We start from the raw sequence: 15,832 nt of genomic DNA, 5'->3' as shown, positions 1-15,832 counted from the left end.
GGATGCCCTGGCTGTCTCGATCCGGCGGTGAGGCCGGTCGGCTCCTACGACTCCCACTATGCCCCTGGGGGTATGCCGTTTCCACCATGAGGGACGCGATGTGATCGACGAGACAGGGCTGCGGGATGTGGCGTACGCCCGACGGCGGGCGTGCCGCTCGGGGGCACGGCTACCGTCCGAGACATGAGAATCGGCATCGTGGGTCGCCACGCGGAGATCATGAGGGGCGCGCTCGCGCTCGCCGACGAGGCCGGGCACGACGCCCGCGGCACTCTCGACGACCACGAGGCGCTGCTCTGGGTGCAGCAGCAGCAGATCAGTGCGCTGCTCATAGGCGGCGGCGTCGAGCCCGAACCGCGCGACGCCCTGCTCGCCGCGTGCGAGCAGAACGACGTGCGCGGGGTCGAGGTGCACGGGCCGGCGAACGTCGGTGCGATCCTTCGCGGACTGTCGGAGACCGGCGCCTGACCGACAGATCGTCGCGTTCGCCCGCGCAGCCGCACCCGAGCGGGGCAGGCTTCGCCCATGGGTGAGCAGCTCGGTAGCCGGACCTTCACGCGCGAGGACCGGCAGCGCTACCGCGACAAGGTGCACCGCTGCCTCGACGTCTTCGCGCGCATGCTGGAGGAGTCGCGCTTCGACTTCGAGACCCCGCTGACAGGCATGGAGGTCGAGCTCAACCTGGTCGACAGCCAGGGTCAGCCGGCGCTGCGCAACGCCGAGGTGCTCGCACGCATCGACGACCCGGCGTTCGTGCAGGAGCTCGGCCGCTTCAACCTCGAGATCAACGTGCCGCCGGCGTCGCTCTCCGGCGACGGAGCGGCGGCCTACGAGGAGCACCTCCGCACCCAGCTCAACGCCGCGAACGAGCATGCGCACGAGGCCGACGCCGGGATGGTGATGATCGGCATCCTTCCCACGCTGTCGCCGGAGCTCCTGACGCACGAGGCGATCAGCACCAACCCGCGCTACGCGCTGCTCGACCAGCAGATGCTGCTGGCCCGCGGCGAGGACCTCCACATCTCCATCGACGGCGACCCGGAGAGCCTCGAGACGTACGCCGACTCCATCGCGCCCGAGGCCGCGTGCACCAGCGTGCAGTTCCACCTGCAGGTGAGCCCGGACGAGTTCGCCCAGAACTGGAACGCCGCGCAGTGCCTCGCCGCCGCGCAGGTGGCGATGGGAGCGAACTCGCCGTACTTCCTCGGGCGCGAGCTCTGGCGCGAGACGCGCATCAGCCTCTTCGCCGAGGCCACCGACACCAGGCCGGCGGAGCTGAAGGCGCAGGGCGTGCGGCCGCGCGTGTGGTTCGGCGAGCGCTGGATCACGAGCGTCTTCGACCTCTTCGAGGAGAACCTCACGTACTTCCCGCCGCTGCTGCCCGTGCTCGACGACGAGGACCCGGTGGCCGTGCTCGACTCGGGCGGCACGCCCGCGCTGCCCGAGCTGCGCCTGCACAACGGCACGGTGTGGCGCTGGAACCGCCCGGTGTACGACGTGGTCGACGGGCGCCCGCACCTGCGCGTCGAGAACCGCGTGCTTCCGGCGGGCCCGACCGTCGTCGACATCCTCGCCAACGGCGCCTTCTACTTCGGCACCCTGCGCGCGCTCGCCGAGATGGATCGGCCGGTCTGGTCGCAGATGAGCTTCGGTGCGGCCGAGGACAACTTCTTCGCCGCCGCCCGCAACGGCATCGAGAGCACGCTGTTCTGGCCGGGCATGGGGCACGTGCCTGCGACCGAGCTCGTGCTGCGCCGCCTGCTGCCCCTCGCTCAGCAGGGCCTGGACGCCTGGGAGGTCGACCCCGCCATCAGCGCACGGCTGCTCGGCATCATCGAGGGCCGGTGCGTGACGCAGCGCAACGGCTCGGTGTGGCAGACCGAGGCCGTCCGCACGTTCGAGAGCCGCGGCCACGACCGCTGGGAGTCCCTGCGCCTCATGACGCTTGCCTACGTCGAGCGCATGCACACCAACGAGCCCGTCCACACCTGGTCCGCCGTCTGACCCGGCGCCCTTCACCGATTTGGTAGTGGGAAGTCGCGCCAGAGCGCGACTTCCCACTACCACATCGGTCTGAGTCAGCCGAGGTCGGCGAGGGCCTCGAGGGCGGCGAGCGCCAGCACGAGCGTGCCGTACGCGATCGCACGCTCGTCGACGTCGAAGGTGCCGGCGTGCAGGTCGAGCCGCGGAGCGCCGGACGACGGGTCGTGCACTCCGAGACGCGCGTAGGCGCCCGGCACCTTGTCGAGGTACCAGGCGAAGGAGTCGCCGCCCCACGACTGCTCGACCTCGACCGCACCGTCATCGCCCAACGCGCTGCGCACCGCGTTGGCCACGATCGTCGTCGCGTCCTCATCGTTCACCACGGGGGGCACGCCGCGTCGATGCTCGGTGGTCCATGTGACGCCGGTGCCGCCGAGGAGTGTGGCGAGCGCGTCCTCGACGTACTTCGGGAAGTGCCGCCACACGTCGTGGTCAGGGGTGCGCACGGTGCCGCGCAGCGAGCCGCCCGAGGGGATGACGTTGGCGGCGTCGCCCGCGTGGACCGAGCCGAAGACGCAGCGCACGGCTCCGGGCTCGCCCGTCAGCCGGTCGATCTCGCCCTGCATCCCCGTGACCACGCGGGCCAGCACCGCGACGAGGTCGACCGTGCGCTCGGGGCGCGAGGTGTGGCCGCCCGGGCCGGAGACGCGGATCTCGACCATGTCCGCAGCGGACGAGATGGGGCCGACGCGCAGGCCCACGTGACCGACGTCGACCTTCGGGTCGCAGTGGACGCCGAACACGGCGTCGACGTCGTCGAAGAAGCCCTCGGCGATCACGTCGACCGCACCGCCCGGCACCGACTCCTCGGCCGGCTCGAAGACGAGCCGCACGCGACCGTCGACCCCGAGCCGGTCGCCGCTGCGGGCGAGCACGCGGGCGACGCCCATGACCACGGTCGTGTGGACGTCGTGCCCGCAGGCGTGCGCGACGCCGTCGGTCTGCGAGCGGTAGCCGACGTCCTTGTCGTCGTTCATCGCCAGCGCGTCGATGTCCGCCCGCACGGCGACCACGGGCCCGACGCCGCTGCCGAGCACGACGTCGCAGACCACCCCGGTGCCGGCCTCGAGCCGCTGCGGGGCGAGGCCGAGGTCGCGCAGGTGCTGGTGGATCCAGCGGGTGGTGGCCTTCTCCTGCCCGGACAGCTCGGGGTGCGCGTGCAGGTCCCGGCGCATCTCCACGAGCAGGGCCTCGTCGGCGGCCACGGCGCCGCGCACGAGGGCGACGACTGACGGTTCGACGGGCACGGTCGAAGCCTAGGGCGTGGACCACGGCCTTCGGGGGCGACGCCGCCGCACGTTCCGTACCGGCCTCGCCCGCGTTCACCCGGGCCCGGACGTGACCCGGTCGTCCGTGATTCCCGGCACGCTGCCCGGCCTCGCGGAACCCGGGCCGGTAGCGTGCAGCGAGGCGGGGAGACCCGACGCGGCAGGGCTGTGCCCCACAGCGTCGCCGGTCGGCCTCGCCCAACGGAAGCCATGAGCTGCCTCCGCCCGTGCGGGCGGCAGCGTGAAGGAGGCTCGGCGTGATCATCGGAGTGCTGAGAGAGGCGCGTGCTGGGGAGACCCGGGTCGCGGCGACTCCCGCCACCGTCGTGCAGCTGAAGAAGCTGGGCTACGAGGTCGTGGTGGAGGCAGGCGCGGGTGCGGCCTCGGACTTCTCCGACGACGGGTACGTCGAGGCAGGCGCCACGATCGGCGACCCGCTCGCGGCCGACATCGTGTTCGGCGTGAACGCCCCCTCGACCGAGCAGCTCGACGGCCTGCGCCCGGGCGCGACGCTGGTGAGCCTGCTGGCCCCGGCCTTCAACCCCGAGCTGGTGCAGGACCTCGGCCGCCGTCCGATCACGGCGCTGGCCATGGACGCGGTGCCGCGCATCTCGCGCGCGCAGTCGTTGGACGTGCTCAGCTCGATGGCGAACATCGCGGGCTACCGCGCGGTCGTCGAGGCCGCCCACGTGTTCGGCCGCTTCTTCACCGGCCAGGTCACCGCGGCGGGCAAGGTTCCGCCGGCCAAGGTCCTCATCGCCGGAGCCGGCGTCGCCGGCCTCGCCGCGATCGGTACGGCGGGCAGCCTCGGCGCGATCGTGTACGCGACCGACCCGCGCCCGGAGGTCGCCGACCAGGTGAAGTCGCTCGGCGGCGAGTACCTCCCGGTCGCAGCGGCCGACGTCGAGGTCTCGGCGACCGGCTACGCCAAGGAGATGTCGGACGACTACAACGCCCGGGCCGAGGCGCTCTACGCGAGCCGCATCCCCGAGATGGACATCGTCATCACCACCGCGCTGATCCCGGGCCGCCCGGCTCCGAGGCTGATCACCGCGGCGATGGTCGCGAGCATGAAGCGCGGCAGCGTGATCGTCGACATGGCGGCGTCCAACGGCGGCAACGTCGAGGGCACGGTCGCGGGCGAGGCCGTCGTGACCGAGAACGGCGTCACGATCATCGGGTACACCGACCTCGCCGGCCGCCTGCCCGCGCAGTCGTCCCAGCTCTACGGCACCAACCTGGTCAACCTGATGAAGCTCATGACGCCGGCCAAGGACGGCGTGCTGGTGCTCGACTTCGACGACGTCGTGCAGCGCGGAATCACGGTCGTCCGCGAGGGCGAGTCGACCTGGCCGCCGCCCGCGGTGCAGGTGTCAGCCGCCCCCGCGGCCGCACCGGCCGCAGCCGTGGCCGCCAAGGAGCCCAAGCCGCCGGCACCACCGGGGAGGCGCTTCGCCCTGGTCGGGATCGTGGCCACGGCGCTGTTCCTGCTCGGCGCGGTCTCCCCGCCGTCGCTGCTCGGTCACCTCACCGTCTTCGCCCTGGCGATCGTGATCGGCTACTACGTGATCGGCAACGTGCACCACGCCCTGCACACGCCGCTGATGTCGGTGACCAACGCCATCTCCGGGATCATCGTGGTCGGCGCGCTGCTGCAGATGGGCACCGGTGACCCGCTCATCACAGCGGTGTCGACCGTGGCGATCCTGCTCGCGTCCATCAACGTCTTCGGTGGCTTCGCGGTCACCCGTCGCATGCTCGCCATGTTCTCGAGGAGCTGACCATGACCTTCGAGAACGCCGCGCAGGCGGCCTACATCGTCGCGGGCCTGCTGTTCATCCTGGCCCTGGCCGGGCTGTCCAAGCACGAGACCGCCAAGGCCGGCAACACCTACGGCATCCTGGGCATGGCCGTCGCCCTCGTGGCGACCCTCGCCCTGGTGCTCGACCGCGGCATCGACGCCGTGCCCCTCGCGCTCCTGGTCGGAGCGGTCCTCATCGGTGCCGCGATCGGCCTGTGGCGGGCGCGCATCGTCGAGATGACCGGCATGCCCGAGCTCATCGCGCTGCTCCACTCGTTCGTCGGTCTCGCAGCCGTGCTGGTCGGCTGGGCGTCGTACCTGCACGTCGAGGCCAAGCTCACCGGCGAGGAGGCGCTGCTCCTCGACGCCGAGGGCCTGCTGTCGATCCACTCCGCCGAGGTGTTCATCGGCGTGTTCATCGGCGCCGTGACCTTCACCGGCTCGATCGTCGCGTTCCTCAAGCTGTCCGCGCGCATCTCCTCGGCGCCGCTGATGCTGCCGGGCAAGAACATCCTCAACATCGGCGCGCTCGTCGCGTTCGTCGCGCTCACCGTCTGGTTCGTCATCAGCCCCGCGCTGTGGCTGCTCATCGCGGTCACCGTCGTCGCGCTGGCGCTGGGCTGGCACCTGGTCGCCTCGATCGGCGGCGGCGACATGCCGGTGGTCGTGTCCATGCTCAACAGCTACTCCGGCTGGGCAGCAGCCGCATCGGGCTTCCTGCTCGGCAACGACCTGCTCATCATCACCGGCGCGCTCGTCGGCTCCTCCGGTGCCTACCTGAGCTACATCATGTGCCGCGCGATGAACCGCTCGTTCATCTCCGTCATCGCCGGCGGCTTCGGCATCGAGGCGCCCAGCGGCGACGACAAGGACTACGGCGATCACCGCGAGATCACGGCCGACGCCGCCGCCGAGCTGCTCACCAGCGCCCGCTCGGTGATCATCACGCCCGGCTACGGCATGGCCGTCGCCCAGGCGCAGTACGGCGTCGCCGAGCTCACCCGCAAGCTGCGCGAGCGCGGCATCGAGGTGCGCTTCGGCATCCACCCCGTCGCCGGCCGCCTCCCGGGGCACATGAACGTGCTCCTGGCCGAGGCCAAGGTGCCCTACGACATCGTCCTGGAGATGGACGAGATCAACGACGACTTCGCCTCGACCGACGTCGTCCTGGTCATCGGCGCCAACGACACCGTCAACCCGGCCGCGATGGACGACCCCACCAGCCCGATCGCCGGCATGCCCGTCCTCACCGTCTGGAACGCCGGCCAGGTCATCATCTTCAAGCGCTCCATGGCCTCGGGCTACGCCGGCGTGCAGAACCCGCTGTTCTTCAAGGAGAACTCGGCGATGCTCTTCGGAGACGCCAAGGACCGGGTCGAGGACATCGTCCGCGCCCTGTAGCGACGTACGGCGAGGGCCGGCTAGATCACGTGATCCGGCCGGCCCTCGCCGTACGTCACGGCCCTAGGGTCGGGCCACTGCCCGTCCCGCCGCATGCCTCGGAGCCCCCATGAGCATCCTCGCGATCCTCGACCTGACCCTGCGCCCCGAGTCGACCTCCGAGGCGCTCGCCGTGCTCGACGACGTGCTCGTCGCGACCCGGGGGTTCACCGGCAACCTCGGCGTCGAGGTGATCGTGCAGACCGACGACCCGGCGCACGTCCTCGTCCTCGAGCGCTGGGAGTCGATGGAGGCCGACACCGCGTACCGCGCCTGGCGCGCCTCCGAGGGACGCAGCGCCCTCGCGCCGTACGTGCTCGGGCTCTCGGTGACGCACTTCGACCCCCGCGGCTAGGCGGAACGGGCCCGCGAGGCGGTCACGGAGGGCGATCGGGCCCGTCCAGCGGTGACCAGGCGTCAGCGTGCTCGGCCGAACGGGTGATCCCTCGTCCCTCCGTCCATCGTGCGTCACCCGTCCGGCCCTCTCCCCCCGTCGCGCAGCGTGAGTATCTTGGGGGTCACGTAAGCACCCGGCGCCGACCACGCCGCTGAAATGGGAGATCCTCAATGAGCCTGACCACCGCCGCACGCCCCCGGGGCCGTACCCGGATGAGTCTCGCCATCGTGGCGATCCTCGGGCTCCTCGGGCTGATCTTCGCCCCGGCCGCCGTCGCAGCCACGACCGTCACCTACAACGGCGTCTACACCGGTGGCCACGCCGTCTGGATGAACGGCACGCAGCACGCCACGTCGGTGTTCCGCCTCGACGTCGCGGGCGGCGGCACGCTCCGCGCCTACTGCGTCGACCTCGGTGTGCCGATCAACGCCGGCGACACGTACGAGCTCCAGCAGCTCGGCTCGCAGGTCCCGAACCCGAGCCAGGTGCTCTGGATCCTCCAGAACAGCTTCCCGGTCCTCACGCTGGCCCAGCTCTCCGCCGCCAGCGGCGTGAGCCCGATGGACACCGCCACCGCCGTCGCCGGCACACAGGCCGCCCTCTGGCACTACACCGACGGCCGCACCCTCGACACGAACAAGAACACCGACGGCGTGAAGGCGCTCTACGCCTACCTCACCGGCCCGGACAACGTCGGCGCCTCGTCGCAGCCCGCCCCGTCCCTGTCGATCACCCCGGCGACCACCACGGCGCTCAGCGGCCGTGTCGGCCCGTTCACGATCAACTGGTCGGGCTCGACCCCGGTCGACCTCGCCACCAACCCGGCCTTCACCATCTTCGACGCCGCCAGCGGCGGCTCGGCCGTCACCACAGCCTCCGACGGTGACGAGGTCTGGGTCGAGGTTCCGTCCGGCACCGCTCCCGGCGACGTCGTCGTCACCGCCTCCGGCTCGGCTCCGGTCGACGGCGGCTGGGCGCTCGTGAACCCGGACCGTCCGACCGAGATCCAGAAGCTCGCCTTCGCCGGCGTGCAGACGCTGACGGCCTCCTCCAGCGCCACCATCACGGTGGAGCCGACCCCGACCGACCCGGGCACCACGCCGCCGGTGACGACGCCGCCGGCCACCACGCCTCCGGCCACCGAGCCGGCGACGACGCCCCCGGCCAGCACCACGCCGGCGACGCCGACCTCGACCCAGCCGGGCCTCGCCGAAACGGGCTCCAGCACCAGCGGGCTCGCCCTCGCCGGCGTCGCCGCCCTGCTCCTCGGCGCAGGCGCCATGGTCCTCGGCAGCACCCGCCGCGTGGACCGCCGCCACTAAGGCGTGATCGAACGACGGAGCCCCGACCGGGAACGGTCGGGGCTCCGTCGCGTCGTGGGGCGTGAAGCGGATGAGGGGGAGGTGGCCAGCGCTCTCCCGTCACGCACCCGGGCCGAGCGTCGCGTCGAGCCAGTCGATCGAGGCCGGCAGGACCTCCTCGACCCAGCCCGGTCCGCCGTGGCCGAAGCCCGGCAGGATCCGCAGGTCGACCTTGCCGCCGTGCGCGCGCAGCTCGTCCGCGAGCAGCACCGACTGCAGGTGCGGCACGAGGTGGTCGCCGTCGCCATGGACGATCAGGAACGGCGGAAGCGTTGCGGCCGTCGGGACGTACATCGTCGGGTCGGATGCCGTGGCCAGCTCGGGCACGGTCTGGATGGGAGCACCGAGGTAGCGCGACTCGGGCGAGACCGGGTCGTCGTGCTCTCGCGGCCACGGTGGCGGGAGATCGGGCTCGCCGGTGGGTGGGCGCTCCCGGTCCTGCGCGTCCATCGCGACGAAGCGGGTGGGTCCGAACCAGTCGATGACCGCCGCGACCGAGGCGTCCACGGCAGGGTCGGACGTCGTGTCGAACGGTGTCGGCTGGTCGCCCGTGACGCCGAGCATCGCGGCGAGATGACCGCCGGCCGAAGCCCCCCACAGCGCGAACCGCGACCGGTCGAGGCCGTACGTCTCCACGTTCGTCGACAGCCAGCGCAGGCCGGCCTTGCAGTCCTGCACTGCTGCGGGGAACGTCGCCTCACCGGAGAGCCGGTAGCCGATCGAGGCGATCGCGTAGCCGCGCTCCAGCAGGGCCGGGATGGCCGTGATCTCCGACCGCTTGTCGCCCATGAGGAACGCGCCGCCATGGATCACCACGACGAGGGGCAGCGGCGCACCCGTCTGGTCATGCGGCAGGTAGAGGTCGAGCAGCTGCACGGGCGAGGTATCGGCGTACCGCAGATCGGCGTACGTCGGCGCGCAGTCGCTCACAGCCGCACCTTACGGGCCCACGGCCGGGACTGGTGGACCGAGCGGAGCATCGTGGCAGTCGCACCCGCCGAAGCGGCCGTCGCCGAGCACGGATCTGTCACTACGATGGCCCGGCACAACGTCGTGCACCGGTGACTCGGAGGAACTACGAATGACTGACGCGACCACGGCCGTCCCGACGCCGGTGACCTGGCCCGCCCACGACCCCGCGACCTACCGCGTCGTGCCCGAGTCGTCGGCCCCCCTCGACGAGGCCCGTGTGGCGTCGCTGCTCGCCGCCGAGTGGGAGCGGTTCGAGAAGCAGACCCCGGAGTCCGGCGCCCACCACAGCCGCGCGCTCGGCTCGCTGCCGCTCGGCGTGCCGTCGTCGTTCCAGCACTGGGACCCGTACCCCGTCGCGATCACGAGCGCCCAGGGCGCGTGGCTCACCGACGTCGACGGCCGACGCGTGCTCGACCTCTCGATGGGCTTCGGCGCCATGCTCGCCGGCCACCTCAACCCCACCGTCATCGCCGCGGTGAGCAAGGCGCTCGAGACCGGCACGCTGTTCGTGACGCCGTCGCCGTCCGCCACCGACGCCGCCGAGCGCTTCCAGCGCCGCTTCGGCCTCGACCAGCTGCGCTTCGCCAACTCCGGCACCGAGGCCACGATGTACGCGCTGCGCACGGCGCGCGCCTTCACCAACCGCAAGGCGATCATCAAGATCGAGGGCGGCTACCACGGCGGCTACGACGCCCTGCAGGTGTCGGTGAAGCCGTCGGTCGCCGAGGCCGGACCGGAGGAGGCGCCGACCCCCGTCACGCCGTTCGAGGTCGAGGCCGGCACCGTCCACGTCGTCCCGTACAACGACCTCGACCGCCTCGGGCAGCTCTTCGCCGAGCACGGCTCCGAGGTGGCGTGCGTCTTCATGGAGCCGGTGCTCGAGAACATCGGCATCGTCGTCCCCGACGCCGGCTACCTCGCTGCCGTCCGCGCGATGTGCGACGCGAACGGCGCGCTGCTGGTGTTCGACGAGGTGAAGACCGGCCTCACCGCCGGCCCGCAGGGCGCGTCGCAGCGCCTCGGCGTCAAGCCCGACCTCGTCGCGCTGGCCAAGAGCATCGGCGGCGGCCTGCCGCTCGCTGCGTTCGGCGGCACGGCCGAGGTCATGGCCTGCATCACCGACCAGCGCATGCCGCACTTCGGCACCTACAACGGCAACCCGCTCGTGATGGCCGCCGCAGTGGCCGTCGACGAGATCGCCACGGACGAGGCACTGGCGGCGGCCGAGACGCTGAACGTCGGCGCGCTCGAGCAGATGAACGCGATCATCGCCGCGAACCAGCTGCCCGCTCACACCGTCGGCTTCGGCGTGAAGGGCGCGGTCACCTGGGCGCCGACGCCCGTCCGCAACTACCGCGACTACAAGCGCACCGACTTCGGCGTCGCCGAGCTCTCGTGGCTGTGGGGCGTCAACCGCGGTGTGCTCACCCCGCCCGGGCTCGACGAGCAGTGGCTCGTCTCGCTGGCGCACACCGCCGACGACATGGGCATCCTGGTCGAGGAGTTCCGCGAGCTCGCCGCCGCACTCCGCGCCTGACCGATGTCACTGCCCGTGTGGCCCCTTCCGACCGTCGGGAAGGGGCCACACGGCAGTGACGTGGTCGGGTCAGGGACGCCGGGGGCGGTACGCGGTCAGGCGCTGACGACCGGCTTGGCGTAGTCGGCATACCCGGCCCAGTCCAGGACGACGCACGCCTCCTGGCCTACGGTCCAGGCGTCGTGCCCGGGCGGGCAGATCATGACGTCGCCGGGCTCGAACGTCTCCTCGGTGCCGTCGTCCATCCGGACGGCGAGCCGGCCGGACAGGATGTAGCCGGCGTGGTCGGCCTGGCAGCTCGTCGTGCCGGCGATCGGCTGCACGTGCTTGGACCACTGCCAGCCTGGCTCGAAGACCGCGCGGCCGACCGCTCTGCCGTCGATGTCCAGCATGCTCATCTGCCCCGTGCCGCCGCCGAACGGGCGGACGTCGGTGGCGTTCTCGAATCGTGCCCTGGCGATTCCGGCCATGTGCACCTCCCGCGCCGAGCGACGCCCCTCTCGGGCGAGGACCACCCGGCGGTGGCCTCAGTGTCCGCGCGCCCGTGCGGGGTGTCTACCACCCGACGTGGTCACCCGTCTGACCCGATCGTGATCACTCGTCCGGATGCCGCTGCGCGCCAGCCGATACGGCGGCGGTCCACCACCTCGACCCTGTGCAAACGCGGGGTTCAGGTGCATGCTGGCGCCACCACCGTCGGCGCGTTCGTCCCGACGGGCGGCGTCTCGACCGGCGTCGGAGGGAGGGAGCCGTGGCCGCGGGATTCCACGCCGGCAGCAGGTCGCTGCAGGACCGATTCGACACGCGCGCCCTCGCCGACCGGATCGACAGCCTGCTCGTCACCGACACGATCGACGACGGACACCGCGCCTTCATCGAGACCCGCGACATGTTCTTCCTCGCGTCCGCGGATGCCGAGGGCCGGCCCACCTGCTCCTACAAGGGCGGGGAGCCCGGTTTCGTGCGGGTGGTCGACGAGCGCACCGTCGCCTTCCCGAGCTACGACGGCAACGGCATGTACCTGTCGACGGGCAATGTGCTCGTGAATCCGCACGTCGGCCTGCTCTTCCTCGACCTCGAGCGCGGGAGCAGGATGCGGTTGGAGGGCGAGGCGTCGATCGACCTCGACGACCCGCTGATCGGCGCGTACCACGAGGCCCAGTTCGTGGTGCGCGTCCGAGCACGGGCCGTCTACCCCAACTGCCCGCGCTACATCCACCGGTACCAGCTCGTGCGCAGGTCGTCGTTCGTGCCGCGCAACGACTGTCCGACCCCCGTGCCGGACTGGAAGCGCTCGGACTGGGCGTACGACGCCCTGCCGGCCGCGGATCCCGCGCGCGATGCTGACCGCGAGTCGCTGGGCCGCTGAGCAGTCATCTCGACCGACGCGCCAGGACGGCAGGTCCGGGAGACCGCGCACCAGCACCGAGACGCTCCACGGGCGCCGGGCCGCCCTCGTCGGCGAGCCCCGCGGAGGAGGCCGACGCGCCGGCGTCCACGACCGGTCGACCCGAGCCGTCCGTTTGCCGTTCACTGTGATGTGGATTACCGTACATCTATTCGTGAATTTTGCCTCGCACCTGGCGCCTCGGCGCCGACGAGCCGGAGGGGACGCCGATGACGCCGTTCGCCGAGGAGGCCGCGGCACGTCCGTGGCTTCACCACTACCCCGCCGGCGTGCCGGCCGACATCGAGACCGTGGCCTCCGGGTCGCTGGGCGACGAGCTCGCCGCGGCCGCCGCTGAGTACGGCGACGCCCGCGCGTTCACGATGGTGATGCCCAACGGCATGAACGGGCACCTCACGTTCGCCGACGTCGACCGCCTCTCCGACCAGTTCGCGCTCTACCTGCGCGAGGTCGTCGGTCTGCAGCAGGGCGACCGCGTGGCCGTGCAGCTGCCGAACTGCCTCGCCTACCCGGTCGTGGCCTTCGGCACGCTCAAGGCCGGCTGCGTCGTCGTCAACACGAACCCGCTCTACACCGGTGCCGAGCTGCGCCGGCAGCTGCTCGACGCCGACGTGTCGCTCGTGGTCGGCGCCGACGTCATGGCCGCCACGCTCGCGGAGGTCGTCCCCGACCTCGCCGGCACGCCGGTCGTGCTCACGGCCGTCAGCGACTTCTTCCCCGGCTACGTGCACGGCATCATCCGCACGGTCCAGAAGGTCTGGAACCGCACGCTGCCGCCGGTGCGGTTCGCCCACACGCGGCTGCCCTCGGCGCTCTCGCTGGGCGCCGCCACCGGCGCCGACGCGGCGGCCTACCGCCGCGAGCTCAACCCCGGCTCGCTCGCCTGCCTGCAGTACACGGGCGGCACCACGGGCGTGAGCAAGGGCGCCATGCTCACCCACGGCAACCTCATGGCCAACGGCCACCAGATGCTCGGCTTCGCCGGCGAGGAGATCGTGGCCGGCCGCGAGACTGTGCTCACCGCTCTCCCCTGCTACCACGTCTTCGCCTTCACGGTGAACCTGCTGGGCTTCCACCTGCGCGGCGCGCACAACATCCTCATCCCCAACCCGCGCCCGCTGTCGAACCTCAAGCGCGCGTTCGAGAACTACCCGATCACCTGGGTCACCGGCGTCAACACGCTCTTCCACGGGCTCACGAACGAGGAGTGGTTCCTCGACAACCCGCCCCCCGCTCTGTGCGCCAGCATCTCCGGCGGCATGGCGCTGCACTCCGCCACGGCGCAGCGCTGGCAGGAGGTCACCGGCTCGCCGGTGGTGGAGGGCTACGGCCTCACCGAGTCGTCCCCCGGCCTCACGTTCAACCCGCTGGACGGCGGGGCGCGGCCGGGCACGGTCGGTGTGCCGCTGCCGAGCACGGTCGTGCGGCCCACCCGCGACGACGGCGCACCCGCCGCGCTCGGTGAGCCGGGCGAGCTCTGGGCGCGCGGGCCGCAGATCATGGCCGGCTACTGGAGGCGGCCGGAGGAGACCGAGCTGGTGCTCTCGGACGGCTGGTTGCGCACCGGCGACATCGGCGTGATGGACGACGACGGCTTCGTGCGCATCGTCGACCGCAGCAAGGACGTCATCATCGTCAGCGGGTTCAACGTCTTCCCGAACGAGGTCGAGGACGCACTCGCCTCGCACGCCGGGGTCGAGCACGTCGCGGTGGTGGGTGTGGAGGCCGGCGAGCGCGGCGAGCGCGTGCGCGCGGTCGTCGTACGACGCGATCCTGCGGTCACGGCCGACGAGCTCCGCGCCCACGCCGCGACGCTGATCACGGGCTACAAGGTGCCGACCGAGTTCGTGTTCGCCGACAGCCTGCCCACGTCGCCCATCGGCAAGATCCTGCGCAAGGACGTGCGGACGCAGTTCGCCGATGCGACCCCCGAACCGATGCTCGCGGCCGCGAGGACCGCCCGATGATCGGGGCGTTCGAGCAGCTGCTGCTCACACTCCTCGTCGCCTGCATGATGCTCGGCATGGGCGCGGCGATGACGCCGCGCGACGTGCGCCGCGAGCTCAAGCGGCCGAAGTGGCTCGTGCTCGCCGTGATCGGCCAGTTCACGTTCATGCCGCTGATCGCCTTCAGTCTCGTGCAGGTCTTCGACATCCCGCCGACCGTGGCCATCGGCCTCGTCATCCTCGGCTGCATGCCGGGCGGCACGACGTCGAACCTGTTCACGTACTTCTCGAAGGCGAACCTCTCGCTGTCGGTCATCGTCACGATGCTCACGACCATGGCGGCCATCGTGATCTCGCCACTGCTCATCGGGCTCTACGGCGGGGTCGTCGCCGCCGACGTCGAGGTGCCCTACGCCAACATCATGGTGAGCCTGGCGCTGCTGATCCTGCCGATCTTCGCCGGCATCTGGCTGCGGCGGCGCAGTGCGAACGTCGGTGGAGCGGTCGAGCTGCTCGGCTCGGTCTTCGGCATCCTGGTGATCCTGCTGCTCATGGTCACGTGGGTGCCGCGCAACTGGGACCTGCTGGTCCAGACGTTCCAGGAGCGGCCCGGCATCTTCGCCGCATCGATCCTCCTGCCGGTGCTGGGCATGGCGGTGGCCTACCTCTGGGCGAAGCTGTGGGGCGCCAGCCTCCCGGACCGCCGCACGTTCGCGCTCGAGATCGGCATCGTCAACGGGCCGCTCGCCGTGGCCGTCATCGCGCTGTCCTTCAGCGGCGAGACCAAGGCCGCTGCCGACCTCATCCCCGCGCTCTACTCGCTGTTCGTGGTCATCACGGCGTCGCTCGTCACAGTGGTGTTCCGCCGCGCTCACGACCGCGCCGAGCAGAAGATCCCCGTGCTGCTCTGACAGCCGGGACGCACGGAGGCCCCTGACCGCACCGGGAAGCGGTCGGGGGCCTTCGGCGTCGTCGTTGCGGGTCAGCGCCGATCGACGAGCTCGTAGAGACGGCCGTCGGGCGCCACGAAGTGGGCGTAGCGCGAGACGGCGTTCTCCGAGACCGCGTCCGTCTCGACCCCCTGCGCGCGCAGCTCGGCGAGCGCGGAGTCGAGGTCCTCGACCAGGAACCCGATCGACCTGCCCGTCTCGCCCATGCCGCCGGGCGACGCGACGGCGAACGCCGTGCCGTCAGGCAGCTCGAACCAGTCGGCCTCGATACCGGGGACGTCGATGGTCGACAGGCCCAGGACCTCCTGCAGGAACCCCCGCATGGCGTCGCGGCTGTCGGTGGCAGTTCCGGCGAAGCAGAGCCCAAGGATGCGCATCCGGGCACGGTAGCGATCCCGGGCGCGCCGCGGCGACCCCGTTCGCCGTGCTCGGGCGTACCCGGCTGGTCATACCTGCTCGGCAGGAGGACGGTGGACTCATGCTGCGACCGGTCGAGGTGTGCCACGAGGGACGGTGGCTGCCCGCGACGCTCATGGCCACCCGTCTCGAGGACGACGGCTGGCACGGGCTCGTGGGCTTCACCCACCCGTCGACCCGCGAGGGCTTCTACCGCTGGGTGCCTGAGAGCGTGCTGCGCGACGCGGAGGTCGTGCCGCCGGCGGCGGGCACGTTCGTAGGCCGGGGCTCCGGCACCTGACGGTCGGTGCCC

At 71.6% G+C, this 15,832-nt stretch carries 15 protein-coding genes; 11 read left to right on the top strand and 4 right to left on the bottom strand.

All coding sequences use genetic code 11. The features are described from left to right. Nucleotides 1–183: 183 nt before the first annotated feature. Nucleotides 184–468, top strand: a complete 285-nt coding sequence (locus ACFQGU_RS03920) for a hypothetical protein (RefSeq protein ID WP_386764056.1) — start codon at nucleotides 184–186, stop codon at nucleotides 466–468. Nucleotides 469–525: 57 nt separating this feature from the next. Beyond that, nucleotides 526–2,004, top strand: coding sequence for a glutamate--cysteine ligase (locus tag ACFQGU_RS03915; protein ID WP_386764055.1), 1,479 nt, complete (start codon nucleotides 526–528; stop codon nucleotides 2,002–2,004). A 74-nt stretch (nucleotides 2,005–2,078) separates the two neighbouring features. On the opposite strand, the gene ACFQGU_RS03910 is transcribed toward ACFQGU_RS03915, so the two are convergent. Beyond that, nucleotides 2,079–3,290 carry an amidohydrolase gene (locus tag ACFQGU_RS03910; protein ID WP_386764054.1) on the bottom strand — a complete coding sequence of 404 codons (1,212 nt, stop codon included), beginning with the start codon at nucleotides 3,288–3,290 and terminating at the stop codon, nucleotides 2,079–2,081. Between the two features lie 278 nt (nucleotides 3,291–3,568). Between ACFQGU_RS03910 and ACFQGU_RS03905 the strand changes: the two genes are divergently transcribed. The 4 genes from ACFQGU_RS03905 to ACFQGU_RS03890 all read left to right on the top strand — a co-directional run bounded on the left by ACFQGU_RS03905 (nucleotide 3,569) and on the right by ACFQGU_RS03890 (nucleotide 8,271). Then, complete coding sequence (locus ACFQGU_RS03905) at nucleotides 3,569–5,092, top strand: Re/Si-specific NAD(P)(+) transhydrogenase subunit alpha (protein WP_386764053.1); 1,524 nt, start codon at nucleotides 3,569–3,571, stop codon at nucleotides 5,090–5,092. 2 nt (nucleotides 5,093–5,094) lie between these two features. Further along, nucleotides 5,095–6,513 carry a Re/Si-specific NAD(P)(+) transhydrogenase subunit beta gene (gene pntB, locus ACFQGU_RS03900; RefSeq protein ID WP_386764052.1) on the top strand — a complete coding sequence of 473 codons (1,419 nt, stop codon included), beginning with the start codon at nucleotides 5,095–5,097 and terminating at the stop codon, nucleotides 6,511–6,513. A gap of 109 nt (nucleotides 6,514–6,622) precedes the next feature. Beyond that, entirely contained in the window at nucleotides 6,623–6,907 is a 285-nt protein-coding gene (locus ACFQGU_RS03895) for a putative quinol monooxygenase (protein WP_386764051.1), read from the top strand. Between the two features lie 212 nt (nucleotides 6,908–7,119). Continuing rightward, nucleotides 7,120–8,271 (top strand): thioester domain-containing protein, encoded by a 1,152-nt coding sequence (locus ACFQGU_RS03890; RefSeq protein WP_386764050.1) that lies wholly within the window; start codon nucleotides 7,120–7,122, stop codon nucleotides 8,269–8,271. 99 nt (nucleotides 8,272–8,370) lie between these two features. Here ACFQGU_RS03890 and ACFQGU_RS03885 read toward each other — a convergent pair whose 3' ends face one another. Then, a complete protein-coding gene (locus ACFQGU_RS03885) occupies nucleotides 8,371–9,240 on the bottom strand; it encodes an alpha/beta hydrolase fold domain-containing protein (RefSeq protein ID WP_386764049.1) in 870 nt (289 codons plus the stop codon). A gap of 151 nt (nucleotides 9,241–9,391) precedes the next feature. On the opposite strand from ACFQGU_RS03885, the gene ACFQGU_RS03880 reads away from it, so the two are divergent. Continuing rightward, nucleotides 9,392–10,819, top strand: a complete 1,428-nt coding sequence (locus ACFQGU_RS03880; protein WP_386764048.1) for an aspartate aminotransferase family protein — start codon at nucleotides 9,392–9,394, stop codon at nucleotides 10,817–10,819. A gap of 95 nt (nucleotides 10,820–10,914) precedes the next feature. Here the strand turns inward: ACFQGU_RS03880 and ACFQGU_RS03875 are convergent, their stop codons facing one another. Then, nucleotides 10,915–11,289: a cupin domain-containing protein gene (locus ACFQGU_RS03875; protein ID WP_386764047.1), complete on the bottom strand. Its 375-nt coding sequence runs from the start codon at nucleotides 11,287–11,289 to the stop codon at nucleotides 10,915–10,917. Between the two features lie 281 nt (nucleotides 11,290–11,570). On the opposite strand from ACFQGU_RS03875, the gene ACFQGU_RS03870 reads away from it, so the two are divergent. The 3 genes from ACFQGU_RS03870 to ACFQGU_RS03860 all read left to right on the top strand — a co-directional run bounded on the left by ACFQGU_RS03870 (nucleotide 11,571) and on the right by ACFQGU_RS03860 (nucleotide 15,084). Then, on the top strand, nucleotides 11,571–12,188 hold the full coding sequence (locus ACFQGU_RS03870) for a pyridoxamine 5'-phosphate oxidase family protein (protein ID WP_386764046.1): 618 nt from the start codon (nucleotides 11,571–11,573) through the stop codon (nucleotides 12,186–12,188). Between the two features lie 248 nt (nucleotides 12,189–12,436). Then, nucleotides 12,437–14,194: an AMP-binding protein gene (locus ACFQGU_RS03865; protein ID WP_386764045.1), complete on the top strand. Its 1,758-nt coding sequence runs from the start codon at nucleotides 12,437–12,439 to the stop codon at nucleotides 14,192–14,194. Next, complete coding sequence (locus ACFQGU_RS03860; RefSeq protein WP_386764044.1) at nucleotides 14,191–15,084, top strand: bile acid:sodium symporter family protein; 894 nt, start codon at nucleotides 14,191–14,193, stop codon at nucleotides 15,082–15,084. Before ACFQGU_RS03865 ends, ACFQGU_RS03860 begins: the two co-directional genes overlap by 4 nt. Before the next feature lie 71 nt (nucleotides 15,085–15,155). Here ACFQGU_RS03860 and ACFQGU_RS03855 read toward each other — a convergent pair whose 3' ends face one another. Continuing rightward, a complete protein-coding gene (locus tag ACFQGU_RS03855; protein ID WP_386764043.1) occupies nucleotides 15,156–15,500 on the bottom strand; it encodes a VOC family protein in 345 nt (114 codons plus the stop codon). Nucleotides 15,501–15,601: 101 nt separating this feature from the next. On the opposite strand from ACFQGU_RS03855, the gene ACFQGU_RS03850 reads away from it, so the two are divergent. Next, nucleotides 15,602–15,820: a hypothetical protein gene (locus ACFQGU_RS03850; protein WP_386764042.1), complete on the top strand. Its 219-nt coding sequence runs from the start codon at nucleotides 15,602–15,604 to the stop codon at nucleotides 15,818–15,820. The last annotated feature ends 12 nt before the right edge of the window (nucleotides 15,821–15,832 follow it).

The sequence above is a fragment of the Longivirga aurantiaca genome, from assembly GCF_042660085.1.
Lineage (GTDB): Bacteria > Actinomycetota > Actinomycetes > S36-B12 > CAIYMF01 > Longivirga > Longivirga aurantiaca.
The sequence above is the reverse complement of the archived record's forward strand: the minus strand, read 5'-3'. Positions and strand labels throughout refer to the sequence as shown.